The organism is Lysinibacillus sp. 10T31, from assembly GCF_056394365.1.
Window position 1 is genome coordinate 1 of record NZ_JBFTHS010000074.1, and the last position, 16123, is coordinate 16123.

Here is a 16123-nt window from a genome sequence, read left to right on the forward strand (position 1 = left end):
CGCATCCATGCGATAACGGCTAACTGACCTGCATCGGTAAAAACGCCACGTCCTGTGGCATTATCGAAATGACCGACATCGTGTCGGCCCTCGTGCAGGCCTAAGCACAAAGCCGATTCCGGACGCAATTATGCCGAGGCATAATTGATACATTTATTATACTGAATTGGGATGGGCATTTGGGGATGCACTTTCCAAAGCAAAGGGGCGAGTTTTCATGGAAATCTTCAAGTATATGGAAAAGTATGATTATGAACAATTGGTATTTTGCCAAGATGAAGCATCAGGGTTAAAAGCGATTATCGCTATCCATGACACAACACTTGGGCCAGCACTAGGCGGGGCACGTATGTGGACATATGCATCAGAAGAAAATGCGATAGAGGATGCATTACGTTTAGCACGAGGGATGACCTATAAAAATGCTGCAGCTGGTTTAAACCTAGGCGGAGGAAAAACGGTTATTATAGGTGACCCATTTAAAGATAAAAATGAAGAAATGTTCCGTGCACTAGGACGTTTCATCCAAGGGCTTAATGGTCGTTATATTACTGCAGAAGACGTTGGTACAACAGTGACAGATATGGATTTAATGCACGAGGAAACTAATTATGTAACGGGAATTTCCCCGGCTTTTGGTTCATCAGGAAACCCATCTCCAGTAACTGCTTACGGGGTATACCGTGGTATGAAAGCAGCAGCAAAAGAAGCATTTGGATCTGAATCACTAGAGGGGCGTACTATTTCTGTACAAGGTTTAGGTAATGTAGCTTACAAGCTTTGCGAGTATTTACATAATGAAGGTGCAAAACTTGTTGTTACAGATATTAATCAAGCAGCAATTGATCGAGTTGTGAATGATTTTGATGCGACTGCTGTTGCACCAGAGGAAATCTATTCACAGGAAGTTGATATTTTCTCACCTTGTGCATTAGGTGCGATTTTAAATGATGAAACGATTCCGCAACTAAAAGCAAAGGTTATCGCGGGTTCTGCCAATAACCAGCTACAAGATTCTCGCCATGGTGATTATTTACATGAATTAGGGATAGTTTATGCACCTGATTATGTCATTAATGCAGGTGGAGTAATAAATGTAGCTGATGAATTATATGGATATAACCGTGAGCGTGCGATGAAACGTGTTGAAGGCATTTATGATAGTATCGAAAAAATCTTCGAGATTTCTAAACGTGATGGTATACCGACATATGTTGCAGCTAATCGTTTAGCAGAAGAACGTATCGCTCGAGTATCAAAGTCTCGTAGTCAATTCTTAAAAAATGAAAAAAATATTTTACACGGTCGTTAAGAACCGCTTAATAGAAGTCGCATTGTCGACTTCTTCTAACTTTATAGTAAATTAATAGTTTAACTTCTTTCAGCGAGTGTTTGGACACCCGTTGAAAGAAGTTAATGCCTCCGGCCAATTCCGGACGCATTGTTTAACTGCGCGACAGCGGAAATTATGCCGAGGCATAATTGATATGAATTTAAACTGCAAGGACAGATCATTTATCGTAGGTACCAAAGGAACAAAATGCTTTAGCATTTTTCTCATAAGGGGGAATCCATATGGCTCAAAATTATGATGTTGTCATTTTAGGCGGAGGTACAGGTGGCTATGTTGCAGCAATTCGAGCTGCACAGCTTGGCTTAAAAACAGCTATTGTCGAACGTGAGCGCCTAGGTGGAACATGCTTGCATAAAGGCTGTATACCAAGTAAGGCCTTACTTCGAAGTGCAGAAGTGTATCGTATGGCAAATAAAACAGCTGCTGAATATGGTGTTGATATTAAAGGAGTTACATTGCAATTCGACAAAGTGCAGGCAAGGAAGCAAACGATTGTTGAGCAATTGAGCCAAGGTGTGAATACACTGATGAAAAAGGGCAAAATAGACGTTTATCAGGGAACAGGACGAATTTTAGGGCCGTCCATTTTCTCACCAATGCCTGGTACTATTTCAGTTGAAATGAATAATGGCGATGAAAATGAAATGTTAGTTCCAACAAATGTGGTCATTGCAACAGGATCAAAGCCAAGAGGGATGGCCGGACTAACGGTTGACGGTCAATATGTGATGAATTCTGATCATGCACTGGAAATGGAAAATCTTCCGAAGTCATTGTTAATTGTTGGCGGAGGAGTTATTGGAATTGAGTGGGCTTCGATGCTTTGTGATTTTGGGGTTTACGTTACGGTCATTGAATATGGGCCATCCATTTTACCTGCAGAGGATACGGATATTGTAAAAGAGGTAACCAAGCAGCTTGAAAAAAGAGGCGTCCGCATTGTTACAAACGCTCGCTTAGATACGGGAACCTTTAAAATTGAAAATGATAACGTTTTCATTTCTGCGAAAGTTAATGATAAGGATGAATTATTTGAGGCTGATAAAGTGTTGCTTTGTGTTGGACGTGAAGCAAATACACAAGGTATTGGATTAGAAAATACAGAAATAGAAGTTGAAAATGGGTTTATCAAAGTCAATGATTCGTACCAAACAAAGGAATCACATATGTATGCCATAGGGGATGTTATCGGTGGCTTACAATTAGCTCATGTTGCTTCACACGAAGGGATATCTGCTATTGAGCATATTGCAACGGGTAAAACAGAGGCACTTGATGTTCTAAATGTACCAAAGTGCGTTTATTCTTACCCTGAGGTTGCAAGTATTGGTTTAACAGAAAGTGCTGCGCGAGAGCAAGGTTATTCATTGAAGGTCGGTAAGTTTCCATTCAAGGCGATTGGAAAAGCGCTAGTTAATGGAGAGACAGATGGCTTTGTAAAAATTATTGCCGATGAAGGAACGAATGATATTTTGGGTATTCATATGGTAGGGCCACATGTGACAGATTTAATTGGAGAAGCATCACTTGCTAAATTATTGGATGCAACGCCTTGGGAAATTAGCCAGGCCATTCATCCACATCCGTCACTCAATGAGGTACTAGCGGAATCAGCGTTAGCGGTGGATAATCGCGCAATTCATTTTTAATTTCTCTTTAGGTAGCGAAAGTGAAACGTCGGGAAGGGGTGTTCGTATGCAAGATGTTCAAATTAAGCATGAGGATTTAGGTTTATCAAACGAAGATGTACTTGCAATTTTCGAAACGATGTTAATGGCGAGAAGACTAGATGAACGTATGTGGTTATTAAACCGTTCTGGTAAAATTCCGTTTGTTATTTCTTGTCAGGGACAGGAGGCAGCGCAAGTAGGGGCAGCCTTTGCTCTTGATAATAATAGAGATTATATTGCACCGTACTATCGTGATATGGGTGTTGTTTTACATTTTGGCATGACACCAAGAGAATTAATGTTATCCGCATTTGCTAAAGCAGAGGATCCAAACTCGGGTGGGCGTCAAATGCCAGGTCATTTTGGACATAAGAAAAATCGTATTCTAACAGGGTCTTCACCAGTTACTACACAAGTTCCACACGCGGTGGGAGTAGCTCTAGCAGGTCGTCTACAAAAAGAAGATTTTATTACTTTTGTTACGCTTGGTGAAGGTTCTTCTAACCAAGGTGATTTCCATGAAGGTGCGAATTTCGCAGGAGTGCATAAGCTGCCAGTAATTATAATGGTAGAAAATAATCAATACGCAATTTCTGTGCCTGTAGAACGTCAATTAGGCTGTGCGAAAGTATCAGATCGCGGTATTGGCTATGGTATGCCAGGTGTTACGGTTGATGGAAAATGTCCGTTACAAGTTTATAAGGTTGTAAAAGAAGCGGCTGATCGCGCGCGTAGTGGTGAAGGGCCGAGTTTGATAGAAACGGTAACTTACCGCTTAACGGCTCATTCTTCGGATGATGATGATCGTCAATATCGAACTGCCGAGGATATAGCAGAAGGAAAGGCAAAGGATCCAATTCTGTTGTTTGAAAAGTATCTAACAGATGCAGGAGTTATGACAGAAAAACTACGTGCTGAAATAGAAGAGCGTGTCATGGCAGAGGTGAATGAAGCAACAGATTATGCAGAAGCTGCTCCGTATGCAGCAGCAGAACATGCTATGAAATACGTATATGCACCAGTGGACGGAGGTGATGTGTAATGGCAGTGATGTCTTATATTGATGCGATTACATTAGCGATGAAGGAAGAGATGGAACGTGATGAGCGTGTTTTTATTTTAGGAGAGGACGTTGGTCGCAAAGGCGGGGTTTTCAAAGCGACAGCAGGTCTTTACGAGCAATTTGGTGAACATCGTGTACTTGACACGCCGCTAGCAGAGAGTGCAATTGCAGGTGTTGGTATTGGTGCTGCGATGTACGGGATGCGCCCGATTGCCGAGATGCAATTCGCTGATTTCATCATGCCTGCCGTTAATCAAATTGTTTCTGAAGCAGCAAAAATTCGCTATCGTTCAAATAATGACTGGTCTTGCCCGATGGTTATACGTGCACCATTTGGCGGAGGTATTCACGGAGCGCTCTATCATTCACAGTCTGTAGAAGCACTCTTCGCGGGAACTCCAGGGTTGAAAATTGTTATCCCATCAACACCGTATGATGCAAAAGGTCTGTTAAAAGCAGCAATACGCGATGAGGATCCAGTCCTGTTTTTTGAGCATAAGCGTGCATATCGACTCATTAAAGGTGAAGTCCCTGTAGACGATTATACATTGCCCATTGGTAAGGCAGATGTTAAGCGTGAAGGGGAAGACATTACTGTCATTACGTATGGTTTAGCTGTCCATTTTGCATTACAAGCGGCAGAGCGCTTAGCAGCAGATGGTATTTCAGCGCATATTCTTGACCTACGTACGGTATATCCACTTGATAAAGAAGCGATCATTGAGGCGGCCAGTAAAACAGGTAAAGTTTTACTTGTTACTGAGGATAATAAAGAAGGTAGCATTATGAGTGAGGTTGCAGCAATTATTGCGGAGCATTGTTTATTTGAGCTCGATGCTCCAATTCAGCGACTTGCAGGACCAGATGTTCCAGCTATGCCGTATGCACCAACAATGGAAAAGTATTTTATGATCAACCCTGAAAAAGTAGAGCGTGCAATGCGAGAACTAGCTGCATTCTAATATAATTCGATAGATACAATTACACCTAGGCATAATATTGATGGGAGGAATAGATGATGGCTATTCAAAATATTACAATGCCACAGCTCGGCGAAAGTGTAACAGAAGGTACGATTGAAAAATGGCTTGTCAAGCCAGGAGATACAGTAAAAAAATATGATCCACTAGCAGAAGTTGTAACGGATAAAGTAAATGCTGAAATCCCGTCTTCTTTTGAAGGAGTCATTACAGAACTACTTGCAGAGGAAGGGCAAACGTTACCAGTTGGTGCAGTCGTTTGTTCCGTTGAAATAGCAGGTGACAGTGAGTTACCTCCTCCGCCTCCGCCGAAAAAATCAGCGGTAAGTACAGCAATTTTAAATGCAGGTGTACAAAAAAAACAGGAGACTCAGCAAACAACTAAAGTTACAGTAGCATCGCAAAAAACAGTACGACAAGATAAAGTCCGTTATTCACCAGCTGTTCTTCGACTTGCTCAAGAGTATGAAATTGCACTTGATCAAATAACAGGTACAGGTGAAGGGGGACGCATTACAAGAAAAGACCTAATGAAGCTGATTGAAGCAGGAAATGTGCCAACTACTATGGGTGAAACACCACCTGCAGTCGATACAGTCGTTCCTCAGTCAGCACCAGTTGCAGCACATACATCACAGGAGAATACTAAACCAGCCACACCGGCACAACCAATTCAAGCAGGAGATATTGAAATTCCGGTAACGAAGGTGCGCCGTGCTATCGCCAATAATATGGTACGAAGCGTTCATGAAGTGCCACATGCATGGATGATGATGGAAGTAGATGTTACAGATTTAGTAACATATCGTGATAGCATTAAGACAGAGTTTAAGCAAAAAGAAGGCTTTAATATTACGTATTTTGCTTTCTTCGTAAAAGCCGTTGCTCAAGCTCTAAAGGAATTCCCGATGATGAATTCCATGTGGGCAGAGGACAAAATTATTCAAAAGCATGACATAAATATTTCCATTGCAGTTGCAACAGATGATGCATTATTTGTTCCTGTTATAAAACACGCTGATGAAAAATCAATTAAAGGTATTGCTAAGGAAATTCATGAGCTTGCGGCGAAAGTTCGTGCCGGAAAACTGACGATGGACGATATACAAGGTGGTACATTTACGGTCAATAATACGGGTGCATTCGGCTCTGTACAGTCGATGGGCATTATTAATTATCCACAAGCGGCTATTCTTCAAGTGGAAAGTATTGTAAAAAAACCAGTTGTTTTACCTGGTGGAATGTTCGCTGCACGAGATATTGTGAATTTATGTTTATCTTTAGATCATCGTATTCTTGATGGACTTGTCTGCGGAAAATTCCTAAATAGAGTAAAAGAAATACTCGAAAATACAAATAAATCCTCGACGTCAGTCTATTGATAACTTGTCGGAAGCCTGTTATATAACGGTTTCCGATTTTTTTTTGCTTTCCGAGTCGCAATTTGTCATGTAGAATAACAAATAGAAACTACTAAGGGGGGAAGCTGATTAAGCGTCCGCATGTCAAACAACATGAAAAATATTGAATTTGAAAAGCCGTCCTATTCAGAATGGCAAGATGCAGCAATCAAGGCTTTAAAAGGGAAACCATTCGAGTCTCTTTTAACGAAAACGAGTGAAGGTATTACATTAGAACCTCTTTACACCCAAGAAAGTTTAGTAGCAAAACTTGGTGAAGAACTTGATAAACAAGTTGCTACAATCCGTTCCCTACAAAATAACGAAGCATTTCGAGTGGCACAGCAAATATATGCTGATACAAGCGAGGCATTTTTTTTACAGCTTGATGATAGCTTAGCTCGAGGCAATGAAGTAGTAACAGTTGATAGCCGTGTGAATTTTGAATGGACTGAAGAAGTATTGGCACAATTAGCAACTTATTTCTCTGAATATTCGTTTAAAATTACGGTTGAAAATTCAAATGACCCATTATTAGCAGTGTTCGACAAAATAGCAGTTAATCAGCGAGAAACTGTAAAAGGTTTCATCGTTTCGAAAGACCCGATCTCTTTAAATGATTTCCCGAGCGTGCGCTCAGTCGGTGCGGATACTACGGTTTATCATAATGAAGGAGCAAACGCAGTCCAAGAGTTAGCATATGCGCTTGCATTAGCCGCAAAATACGCAAATCAAGAAGAAAGCTTTGAAGCGTTCGCTAAGAAATTTTATGTATCCTTTGCAGTTGATACACAGTTCTTTACAGAGATTGCAAAACTCCGTGCTTTTAAAGTACTTTGGAAAGCGTTCTCATCCGCATATGGAGTATCTAATTGCGTAAAAGTTCCAACTATTGCTGAAACATCATTAAGAAGCTTCGCGAAGCTGGATGTATATGTAAACTTGTTACGTTCAGCGAATCAAACTCTTTCAGGCTTAATTGGTGGTGCGGATGTCTTTACAGTTCACCCTCACGATGCATTAACGAAACCAACCGATCAATCGGTTCGTATTGCACGAAATGTATCTTTAATCTTAAAAGAAGAAACAAATGTTTTAAAAGTTATAGACCCAGCTGGTGGCTCTTACTTTATTGAGTCATTAACAGCAGATTTTGTGAAAGAAGCTTGGGCATTATTCGTAGAAATTGAAGCAGCTGGAGGTATTGACGCTTACACTGCATCTGGCAAGCTTGCGGAGGAACTAGAAAAATCCTATCAAGCTCGTATCAAGGCGGTACAAACGCGTAAGCAATCATTAATCGGTACAAATATTTATGCTAATCCGGCAGATGTATTTGAAAGCGCAACAAACCCAGCGTTTGCAGAAATTAAGCGCATTGCTAAACCTTTTGAGCAATTACGTGCGGAAATGACAGCGGCTAATGTGCAAACAGGAATCTTAGCATTAGGTACACTAAAAAGCTCAAAACCACGTGCCGATTTCGTGTCAGGTTTCTTAAACACTGTAGGTCTAGTACCAGAAAAAAGTGAACCAGTTGCTGCAGCTGAAGAAGCATTAGCTTGGTTAAACGCTACAGAAGCAACATATGTGGTAATTGCAGGTAATGATGACGCTACAAAAGAATTAGTACCAGCAATTTTAGCAGGCAAACCAGCAAACGTAATTGTTGACGTTGCAGGTAAATTTAAAGACGAAGAAGAAGCTTGGTTAGCAAATGGCTTAAACGGCTTTATTTTCGCAGGACAGAACATCATCGAAAAGTTAAATTCAGTGTTCGCTAGCATGAAGGAGGTCCAACGATGAGCAAGCCAAATTTTAGTGCAGTTGAAATCGAAAAAGTTTTAGCAGCTGAGGCACCTCAAGCGTCAGAAGAAAAATTCATGACCAATGAAGGTATTGAAATTAAAGATATATACACAAAAGAAGATATTAAAGAGGCAAAACATTTAAATGATGTTGCAGGTATTGCGCCAAATACGCGCGGTCCATACCCTACTATGTATGTAGCTCGTCCTTGGACTGTTCGCCAATATGCTGGCTTCTCAACAGCTGAAGAATCAAATGCATTCTACAAACGTAATCTAGCGATGGGTCAAAAAGGACTTTCAGTTGCTTTTGACTTAGCAACTCACCGTGGTTATGACTCGGACCACCCTCGTGTAACAGGGGATGTTGGTAAAGCTGGAGTAGCGATTGACTCTGTAGAAGATATGAAAATTTTATTTGACCAAATTCCTTTAGATCAAATGTCAGTTTCTATGACAATGAATGGTGCTGTATTACCAGTTCTTGCATTCTATATCGTTGCTGCTGAAGAGCAGGGAGTTACACCAGACCAATTAGCGGGTACGATTCAAAACGATATTTTAAAAGAATACATGGTTCGTAACACATATATTTATCCACCAGCAATGTCGATGAAAATTATTGCAGACATTTTTGAATATACAGCGAAATATATGCCGAAATTTAACTCCATTTCGATTTCTGGTTACCATATTCAAGAAGCTGGAGCAACAAATGACATCGAGCTTGCTTATACATTAGCAGATGGTCTTGAATATGTTCGTACAGGGTTAAAGGCTGGAATCGATATTGATGCCTTTGCACCGCGTTTATCATTCTTCTGGGCAATCGGTATGAACTATTACATGGAAGTTGCAAAAATGCGTGCTGCACGTCGAATTTGGGCACAAATGATGTCAACGTTTAATCCGAAAAATCCTAAGACATTAGCACTTCGTACACACTCACAAACATCTGGTTGGTCTTTAACAGAGCAAGATCCATTTAACAATGTGACACGTACATTAATCGAAGCGAATGCGTCTTCAATGGGGCATACGCAATCTCTTCACACAAATGCACTGGATGAAGCGATTGCGCTACCAACAGATTTCTCTGCACGTATTGCACGTAATACACAGCTGTTCCTACAAGAAGAAACGGCAATGACAAAAGTCATTGATCCATGGGGCGGTTCATACTATGTGGAAAAATTAACAGACGAAATTACAAAATCTGCGTGGGCATTAATTGAAGAAATCGAAGAACTTGGCGGCATGGCGAAAGCAATCGAAACAGGTCTTCCAAAAATGAAAGTTGAAGAAGCTGCGGCAAAACGTCAAGCGAAAATCGACTCTAAAACAGAAACAATCGTAGGTGTAAATAAATATCGTTTAGAAAAAGAAGAACCTATCGACATTCTTGACATTGATAATACATTAGTTCGTCAAAAGCAAATTGAACGTTTAGAAGCAATGAAGGCAGCTCGTGATGAAGCAGAAGTACAAAAACATCTAGCTCGATTAACGAAAGCTGCGCAAGATGGTGAAGAAAACTTATTAGCAATAGCTGTCGATGCAGCGCGTGCTCGTGCTTCTTTAGGTGAAATTTCTGACGCAATTGAAGTTGTTTCAGGTCGCCATAAGGCAGTAATTCGTTCAATCTCTGGCGTTTACTCTGCAAACTTCTCTGATGAAGAGCAAATTGCTGAAATGAAACAAATGACAGAGGAATTCCTTGAGAATGAAGGCCGTCGCCCACGTATTTTAGTAGCGAAAATGGGACAAGATGGACATGACCGTGGTGCAAAGGTTGTGGCAACGGGATATGCTGACTTAGGCTTTGACGTAGATATTTCACCATTATTTATGACACCTGCTGAAGCAGCTCAAATGGCTGTGGAAAACGATGTTCATGTCATTGGTGTATCTTCATTAGCAGCTGGTCATAAAACGCTAGTTCCTGAATTAGTAGCAGAGTTAGAAAAACTGGGCCGCGAAGATATTATTATTATTGTTGGAGGCGTTATTCCAGCACAAGATTATGAATTCCTTTATGAAGCTGGCGCAGTAGCGATTTTTGGACCTGGTACAGTTATTCCTGTATCGGCACAAAAGATTATTGAAGAGATTTACAAACGTTTAGGCTATGAGGAAGTGTCTGAATAATGGACAAAAACAAAGGAATGCCTGAAAGTGCGCTATTTGTTATGGACGGAGTAGAGGCAACTCACGACGGAATGCAATATGGTACACCGAAAAAATTCCGAAAGAAAAAAGCAGACAATTTAAACATACAGGAGCTTGCACGAGAAGTACGTGCAAGCTCTCGTACACACTTGTCAAAAGCTATTACACTCATTGAAAGTTCAAATGTAGCACATAAAGTGCAAGCACAAGAACTCTTACAAGAGCTTCTACCACATACAGGGAACAGTGTCCGTATTGGGATAACAGGCGTTCCTGGTGCGGGAAAGAGTTCGTTCATTGAGGCTTTTGGAACGATGCTTTGTGATATGGGGAAAAAAGTGGCAGTCCTAGCGATTGATCCAAGCTCTTCTTTATCGGGAGGAAGTATATTAGGCGATAAAACTCGGATGGAGGAGCTCGTGAAAAAGCCTAATGCATTCGTTCGTCCCTCTCCATCGGCAGGTACCCTAGGAGGTGTTCATAAAAAGACACGTGAAACGATGCTTGTTTGTGAAGCGGCAGGCTATGATGTCATTTTAATAGAAACAGTCGGTGTTGGACAAAGTGAAACGTATGTCCGTGGAATGGTTGATTTCTTTTTGCTGTTAGTTTTAACAGGTGCCGGGGACGAGCTACAAGGCATGAAAAAGGGCATTATGGAGTTAGCAGATGCCATTGTTGTTCATAAGGCTGATGGTGATAATGTTCGTCTTGCTAAAAAAACGGTATCCGAGTATAAGCAAATTTTACATTTCTTACAGCCTGCAACTCCAGGTTGGATGTCCACAGCAATGCCGGTAAGCTCGTGGGAAAAACGGGGACTCGACAAAGTGTGGAGTACAATAGGGGAGTTTAAGCAAATTGTTGAGGCCAATAATTATTGGTCAATTAGACGCCAAAATCAGACAAAAGAATGGTTCCAATCGATGATTACCGACCATCTAATCGATATGTTTTATGGTAATCCAGAACGTAAAGCACAGGTGCAACTTTTAGAACGTCAAATTTTAAATGGACAGTTGACTGTCACACAAGGTGTAGATCGTTTATTTAGCGATGAACAATCACAGAAATAATATGATCCCTTATATGAGCAACTAGGTGCACAAATTCGTCACTAACTGCTATGATAGGAGATGTATGAGCGTCGAATATCTAAAGCTATTATTTTAAGATGACGCGAACTTGAAAGGAGCTTATCGCTATATGAATATGGATTACGATTTATTTATGCAAGAAATTTTAAAAACAGCACGTGCAGAAATTGAGGGTGCTGGTTATGAGCAGCTTCGCACGCCAGAAGCTGTTGAAGAGGCGTTTGCTCGTCCAGGTATAACATTAGTCATGGTAAACTCAGTATGTGGCTGTGCAGGAGGTATCGCACGTCCAGCAGCAGCACAATGCGTACATTACGATAAACGTCCAGACCATCTTGTAACGGTATTTGCTGGTCAAGACAAAGAAGCAACTGCAGCTGCTCGTTATCACTTCGGTGAAGATCATTTACCATCTTCTCCTTCATTTGTGTTATTAAAGGATGGTCAAGTAGTAGCAGAAGTTGGGCGCTATGAAATTGAGGGGCATGACCCAATGTCAGTAGTAACAAACTTACAAGCAAACTTTGAGGAATATTGCGACGAACTTTAATTTTTTTCATAGAGATAAAAGAGAAGCTATTCTTTAAGTAGAAAGCCCCGCGGCTAGAAAACAGCTGCGGAGGCTTACTACTTAGCCATGATAGATGATCCCCGATTTGCATGACTTCATAGATAATCTTCTTTTATATTCAATATACTAGTCGATTGACATTCGGAATATTTGAAATATTGGCTAAACGGTTCATCTAAAGTTCGAAATGAATAAAATTAACAGGAGTGTTGATTAGAAATATTGGGCATTATTGTGGTGAAACCATTATATTTCTAAAACTACTATATTGCGGCTCATCACCAAAAGTTGTGGATGACATTTGTTAAAACCTATTCAATGAATATTAGTTGATTGGAGTGGAGGCTGGGCGACTCCTTGGGGATTAGCAAAAGAGGAACGAAGGCTAAAACCATCACGTCCTGTGATAACGCCTTCCCAAGCGGCTCATAGGACGCCCCCAGGAAGCTTTGCTCTGTGCGAAAGCGAAGCGGCAGCTACAATTGTTTTATCTGTGCGAAAGCGTAGCGACAGCAACAACAAATGTTTTATCTGCGCGTCAGCGACAAAGCGCCCAGCCGGAACGAAAATCAACCCCACGCTATGGTGATGTGCCTATGTTTGTAGTGATATATAGCCTTCAACACGTTTGTAAAATTAGAGTACTGAAAGATAGGAGGCAGTCGACTTGAAGAAGTTTTCAATCGGCTATCGTACATTAAAAACGGCCTTTGGCGCAGCAATCGCTATTGCCATTGCCCAATACTTTGAATTAGCTTCTTATGCATCTGCTGGTATTCTAACAATATTATGTGTACAGCCAACGAAGAAAAAATCTCTTCATTCTGCTTATACACGATTCGTCGCAAGTATTATCGGTATGCTTTATGCATTTTTGAGCTTTGAGCTATTTTCCTATCATCCGCTTACATTAGCAGGAATGCTGATCATTTTTATACCAACAATTGTGTCATTAAAGGTAGCAGATGGCTTTGTCTCTAGTGCAGTTATTATCATGCATATTTATGCGGCTAAAAGCTTTTCATTGGCACTTGTTTCAAATGAATTCGCATTAATGGCAATTGGTTATGGTACGGGAATAGCTATAAATATGTATATGCCAGACATTCAAAAGGAATTAAATTACTATCGAGTTAAAATTGAGGAACTTTACAGTAAGATCTTTTCAGAAATTGCCAACTATTTAAGAGAAGGCGATACATTGTGGGATGGGCAGGAAATTATTGAAGCAATTAAAGCGTTAAATAGTGCGAAATCCCTAGCGTTTAAAGATGTTGAAAATCATTTTACGAGACGAGAAAATGACTACTACTTGTATTTTGATATGCGTGAACAGCAGCTAGAAATTATAGAAAGGGTTCTTCCAAAAGTAACGGCACTTCCTGTTATAGTACAAGAGGCGGTTATCGTTGCTGACTTTTTACAAGACCTCGGTAAACATGTTCATTCGGGAAATACGGCTAGTCATTTTAGAGAGAAGTTAGAGCAAGTAAAGCTAGATTTCGCCCAATTACCCTTACCGAAAAATCATGAGCAATTTCTAGCACAAGCTTCACTCTATCAATTTATAGAGGAAATGGATCGATATTTAGAAATTAAACAGTCTTTCAAGGGATTGAAGGTAAAGAAAGAGCGCCCGCAGTAATGCGGACGCCTAGCTTTTCATTACACTAGCATTGATAAGCCGAATGCTAGAGATGAAATTACCATGATTGCGACCATCGTATAAACGACGATTTTTTGAAATTTTTTATTACTCATATGCTCGTTCGCTCCTTCTTTTCTTATAAATAGTTTAGCAAATCTGAAAAATTTCTCAAGTAGTAGAGTTTTGACGAAAAAGTCTGTAAAATAGATTATGTACCATAACAGAAGGAGATGTCACCATGGAGAGAGTAGATCATATTGGGATTGCAGTCCGCGATCTTAATGAACGCATTACATATTATACAGAAACTTTAGGCTTAAAGCTGCTAAAAGTGGAAGAAGTAGAATCTCAACAGGTTCGTGTTGCATTCATTGATGCGGGTAATGTAAAAATTGAGTTATTAGAACCGATGAGTGAAAAAAGTACTATTCACGGATACATCGAAAAGCGTGGAGAAGGTATTCACCATGTAGCTTTCGGTGTAACAGGTATTCGTGAGCGTATGGCTGAGCTTCGTGAAAAAGGCGTCCGTCTTTTATCTGAAGAGCCAGGACCAGGTGCTGGTGGTGCAGAAGTTGCTTTCATGCATCCGAAATCATCTTTCGGTGTGTTATATGAATTATGCGATAAAAGTGGAAAAGGGGATAAGTGATCAGTATGGATATGTTCGACAAAATTAATGACTTGTATGACCGTAAGACAGTAATTGAACTTGGTGGTGGCTATGAGCGCATCGAGAAGCAACATGATAAAGGCAAATTAACTGCTCGTGAGCGTATTGAATTATTACTAGACGAAGGTACATTTTTCGAGATCAACCCATTCATTACACACCGTACAGTAGACTTTGGTATGGACAAGATGGAAGGTCCTGGTGATGGTGTAGTAACTGGTTTCGGTAAAATTAATGGACGTCCAGTATACTTATTCTCTCAAGATTTCACTGTATTTGGTGGAGCGCTTGGTGAAATGCACGCAAAAAAAATGGCAACTGTGATGGATCTCGCTGCAAAAAATGGTACACCATTTATCGGTATTAATGACTCAGGCGGCGCTCGTATTCAAGAGGGTGTACTTTCACTTGATGGTTATGGTCATATTTTCTATCGTAATGCAATCTACTCTGGGGTAATTCCTCAAATCTCAGTTATCATGGGACCATGTGCTGGTGGGGCAGTATATTCACCAGCAATTACAGACTTCATTCTAATGGTTGATAAAACATCTCAAATGTTTATTACAGGACCGAAAGTTATTGAAACAGTAACAGGTGAAAAAATCTCTGCTGAAGATTTAGGTGGTTCAAAAGTAAACAACGCTGTAAGTGGTAATGCACACTTCCGCGCACCATCTGAAGAAGAAGCTATTAATCAAATTAAGAAACTATTAAGCTACTTACCACAAAATAATAAAGAAAAAGCTCCTCGTCAGGCACGTCCAGAGGGTGATGACTATCGTCCGGAAATCGTGGATGCTGTACCAATCGAAACAACTCGTCCTTATGATGTACGTAAAGTTGTCGAGCAAATAGTGGACGAAGGCTCATTTATGGAAGTTCATGCAGAATTTGCGAAAAACGTAGTAGTTGGTTTTGCGCGAATTGCTGGTGAATCAGTTGGTCTTGTATGTAACCAACCTAAAGTCTTAGCTGGTGGGTTAGATATTGACTCTTCAGACAAAGCTGCTCGTTTCATTCGTACTTGTGATGCTTACAATATACCAATCATCACATTTGAAGACGTTTCTGGTTTCTTCCCAGGCGTTAAACAAGAGCATGGCGGTATCATTCGTCACGGAGCGAAAATCCTTTATGCATATTCAGAAGCAACTGTACCAAAAATTACAGTGATTCTGCGTAAAGCATACGGTGGTGCGTACGTTGCCCTTAACTCTAAATCAATTGGGGCAGACTTAGTATTTGCTTGGCCTAACGCAGAAATTGCTGTTATGGGTGCGGCAGGTGCAGCTAACATTATCTTCGCGCGTGAAATTGCAAAATCAGAAGATCCAGAAGCAACACGTGCAGCGAAAATTGAAGAATATAAAGATAAATTCGCAAACCCATACGTTGCGGCATCTCGCGGTATGGTAGACGATGTTATCGACCCACGTGATACACGTATTAAGCTAATTCAAGGGCTAGATATGTTATCGAACAAACATGAAACACGTCCAGAGAAAAAGCACGGAAACATTCCTCTATAAAAATTGTACAAGAGGCTGGGACAAAACCCATCTCTAAACTAAAAAGCCGGTGAAATTTTACGATCAGTAAAATTTCACCGGCTTTAAATTTTTTTTATAAAAAAATAAGGACCACTTCTGATAAAATTAAGTCACCACAACAAAATTATACAGAAAGA

Annotated in this window: 14 protein-coding genes; 13 read left to right on the forward strand and 1 reads right to left on the reverse strand. The window is 40.5% G+C overall.

Annotated features, from left to right (window positions below; translation table 11 throughout):
* Positions 1-217: 217 nt before the first annotated feature.
* The 11 genes from AC1DCY_RS24940 (at position 218) to AC1DCY_RS24990 (ending at position 13757) form a co-directional block, all read left to right on the forward strand.
* Positions 218-1312 (forward strand): Leu/Phe/Val dehydrogenase, encoded by a 1095-nt coding sequence (locus AC1DCY_RS24940; RefSeq protein WP_477354729.1) that lies wholly within the window; start codon positions 218-220, stop codon positions 1310-1312.
* A 263-nt stretch (positions 1313-1575) separates the two neighbouring features.
* Complete coding sequence (gene lpdA, locus AC1DCY_RS24945; protein WP_477354732.1) at positions 1576-3003, forward strand: dihydrolipoyl dehydrogenase; 1428 nt, start codon at positions 1576-1578, stop codon at positions 3001-3003.
* A gap of 46 nt (positions 3004-3049) precedes the next feature.
* Positions 3050-4066 carry a thiamine pyrophosphate-dependent dehydrogenase E1 component subunit alpha gene (locus AC1DCY_RS24950; RefSeq protein WP_477354735.1) on the forward strand — a complete coding sequence of 339 codons (1017 nt, stop codon included), beginning with the start codon at positions 3050-3052 and terminating at the stop codon, positions 4064-4066.
* Entirely contained in the window at positions 4066-5049 is a 984-nt protein-coding gene (locus AC1DCY_RS24955; RefSeq protein ID WP_477354738.1) for an alpha-ketoacid dehydrogenase subunit beta, read from the forward strand. The genes AC1DCY_RS24950 and AC1DCY_RS24955 overlap by 1 nt, the downstream gene beginning before the upstream one ends.
* Before the next feature lie 56 nt (positions 5050-5105).
* Positions 5106-6449 carry a dihydrolipoamide acetyltransferase family protein gene (locus AC1DCY_RS24960; protein ID WP_477354741.1) on the forward strand — a complete coding sequence of 448 codons (1344 nt, stop codon included), beginning with the start codon at positions 5106-5108 and terminating at the stop codon, positions 6447-6449.
* A 132-nt stretch (positions 6450-6581) separates the two neighbouring features.
* On the forward strand, positions 6582-8273 hold the full coding sequence (locus AC1DCY_RS24965; protein ID WP_477354744.1) for a methylmalonyl-CoA mutase family protein: 1692 nt from the start codon (positions 6582-6584) through the stop codon (positions 8271-8273).
* Positions 8270-10423, forward strand: a complete 2154-nt coding sequence (gene scpA / locus AC1DCY_RS24970) for a methylmalonyl-CoA mutase (RefSeq protein WP_477354747.1) — start codon at positions 8270-8272, stop codon at positions 10421-10423. The genes AC1DCY_RS24965 and scpA overlap by 4 nt, the downstream gene beginning before the upstream one ends.
* The gene (meaB, locus tag AC1DCY_RS24975) at positions 10423-11520 is read left to right on the forward strand and encodes a methylmalonyl Co-A mutase-associated GTPase MeaB (RefSeq protein ID WP_477354750.1); all 1098 of its coding nucleotides are present in this window, start codon (positions 10423-10425) and stop codon (positions 11518-11520) included. Before scpA ends, meaB begins: the two co-directional genes overlap by 1 nt.
* A gap of 130 nt (positions 11521-11650) precedes the next feature.
* Complete coding sequence (locus AC1DCY_RS24980) at positions 11651-12091, forward strand: BrxA/BrxB family bacilliredoxin (protein WP_049664240.1); 441 nt, start codon at positions 11651-11653, stop codon at positions 12089-12091.
* Between the two features lie 470 nt (positions 12092-12561).
* Positions 12562-12783 carry a hypothetical protein gene (locus tag AC1DCY_RS24985; protein WP_477354753.1) on the forward strand — a complete coding sequence of 74 codons (222 nt, stop codon included), beginning with the start codon at positions 12562-12564 and terminating at the stop codon, positions 12781-12783.
* Positions 12780-13757: an aromatic acid exporter family protein gene (locus tag AC1DCY_RS24990; protein ID WP_477354756.1), complete on the forward strand. Its 978-nt coding sequence runs from the start codon at positions 12780-12782 to the stop codon at positions 13755-13757. The genes AC1DCY_RS24985 and AC1DCY_RS24990 overlap by 4 nt, the downstream gene beginning before the upstream one ends.
* Before the next feature lie 20 nt (positions 13758-13777).
* On the opposite strand, the gene prli42 is transcribed toward AC1DCY_RS24990, so the two are convergent.
* Positions 13778-13873 carry a stressosome-associated protein Prli42 gene (gene prli42, locus AC1DCY_RS24995; RefSeq protein WP_158003016.1) on the reverse strand — a complete coding sequence of 32 codons (96 nt, stop codon included), beginning with the start codon at positions 13871-13873 and terminating at the stop codon, positions 13778-13780.
* 125 nt (positions 13874-13998) lie between these two features.
* On the opposite strand from prli42, the gene mce reads away from it, so the two are divergent.
* Positions 13999-14412, forward strand: a complete 414-nt coding sequence (mce, locus tag AC1DCY_RS25000) for a methylmalonyl-CoA epimerase (protein WP_132356629.1) — start codon at positions 13999-14001, stop codon at positions 14410-14412.
* A 5-nt stretch (positions 14413-14417) separates the two neighbouring features.
* Positions 14418-15965 carry an acyl-CoA carboxylase subunit beta gene (locus AC1DCY_RS25005; protein ID WP_477354761.1) on the forward strand — a complete coding sequence of 516 codons (1548 nt, stop codon included), beginning with the start codon at positions 14418-14420 and terminating at the stop codon, positions 15963-15965.
* Positions 15966-16123 lie beyond the last annotated feature (158 nt).

Bases quoted from the DNA above. Each gene is read 5' to 3' on its own strand.
- AC1DCY_RS24940 (WP_477354729.1), top strand. From the start codon at position 218: ATGGAAATCTTCAAGTATATGGAAAAGTATGATTATGAACAATTGGTA.
- lpdA (WP_477354732.1), top strand. From the start codon at position 1,576: ATGGCTCAAAATTATGATGTTGTCATTTTAGGCGGAGGTACAGGTGGC.
- AC1DCY_RS24950 (WP_477354735.1), top strand. From the start codon at position 3,050: ATGCAAGATGTTCAAATTAAGCATGAGGATTTAGGTTTATCAAACGAA.
- AC1DCY_RS24955 (WP_477354738.1), top strand. From the start codon at position 4,066: ATGGCAGTGATGTCTTATATTGATGCGATTACATTAGCGATGAAGGAA.
- AC1DCY_RS24960 (WP_477354741.1), top strand. From the start codon at position 5,106: ATGGCTATTCAAAATATTACAATGCCACAGCTCGGCGAAAGTGTAACA.
- AC1DCY_RS24965 (WP_477354744.1), top strand. From the start codon at position 6,582: ATGAAAAATATTGAATTTGAAAAGCCGTCCTATTCAGAATGGCAAGAT.
- scpA (WP_477354747.1), top strand. From the start codon at position 8,270: ATGAGCAAGCCAAATTTTAGTGCAGTTGAAATCGAAAAAGTTTTAGCA.
- meaB (WP_477354750.1), top strand. From the start codon at position 10,423: ATGGACAAAAACAAAGGAATGCCTGAAAGTGCGCTATTTGTTATGGAC.
- AC1DCY_RS24980 (WP_049664240.1), top strand. From the start codon at position 11,651: ATGAATATGGATTACGATTTATTTATGCAAGAAATTTTAAAAACAGCA.
- prli42 (WP_158003016.1), bottom strand. From the start codon at position 13,873: ATGAGTAATAAAAAATTTCAAAAAATCGTCGTTTATACGATGGTCGCA.
- mce (WP_132356629.1), top strand. From the start codon at position 13,999: ATGGAGAGAGTAGATCATATTGGGATTGCAGTCCGCGATCTTAATGAA.
- AC1DCY_RS25005 (WP_477354761.1), top strand. From the start codon at position 14,418: ATGGATATGTTCGACAAAATTAATGACTTGTATGACCGTAAGACAGTA.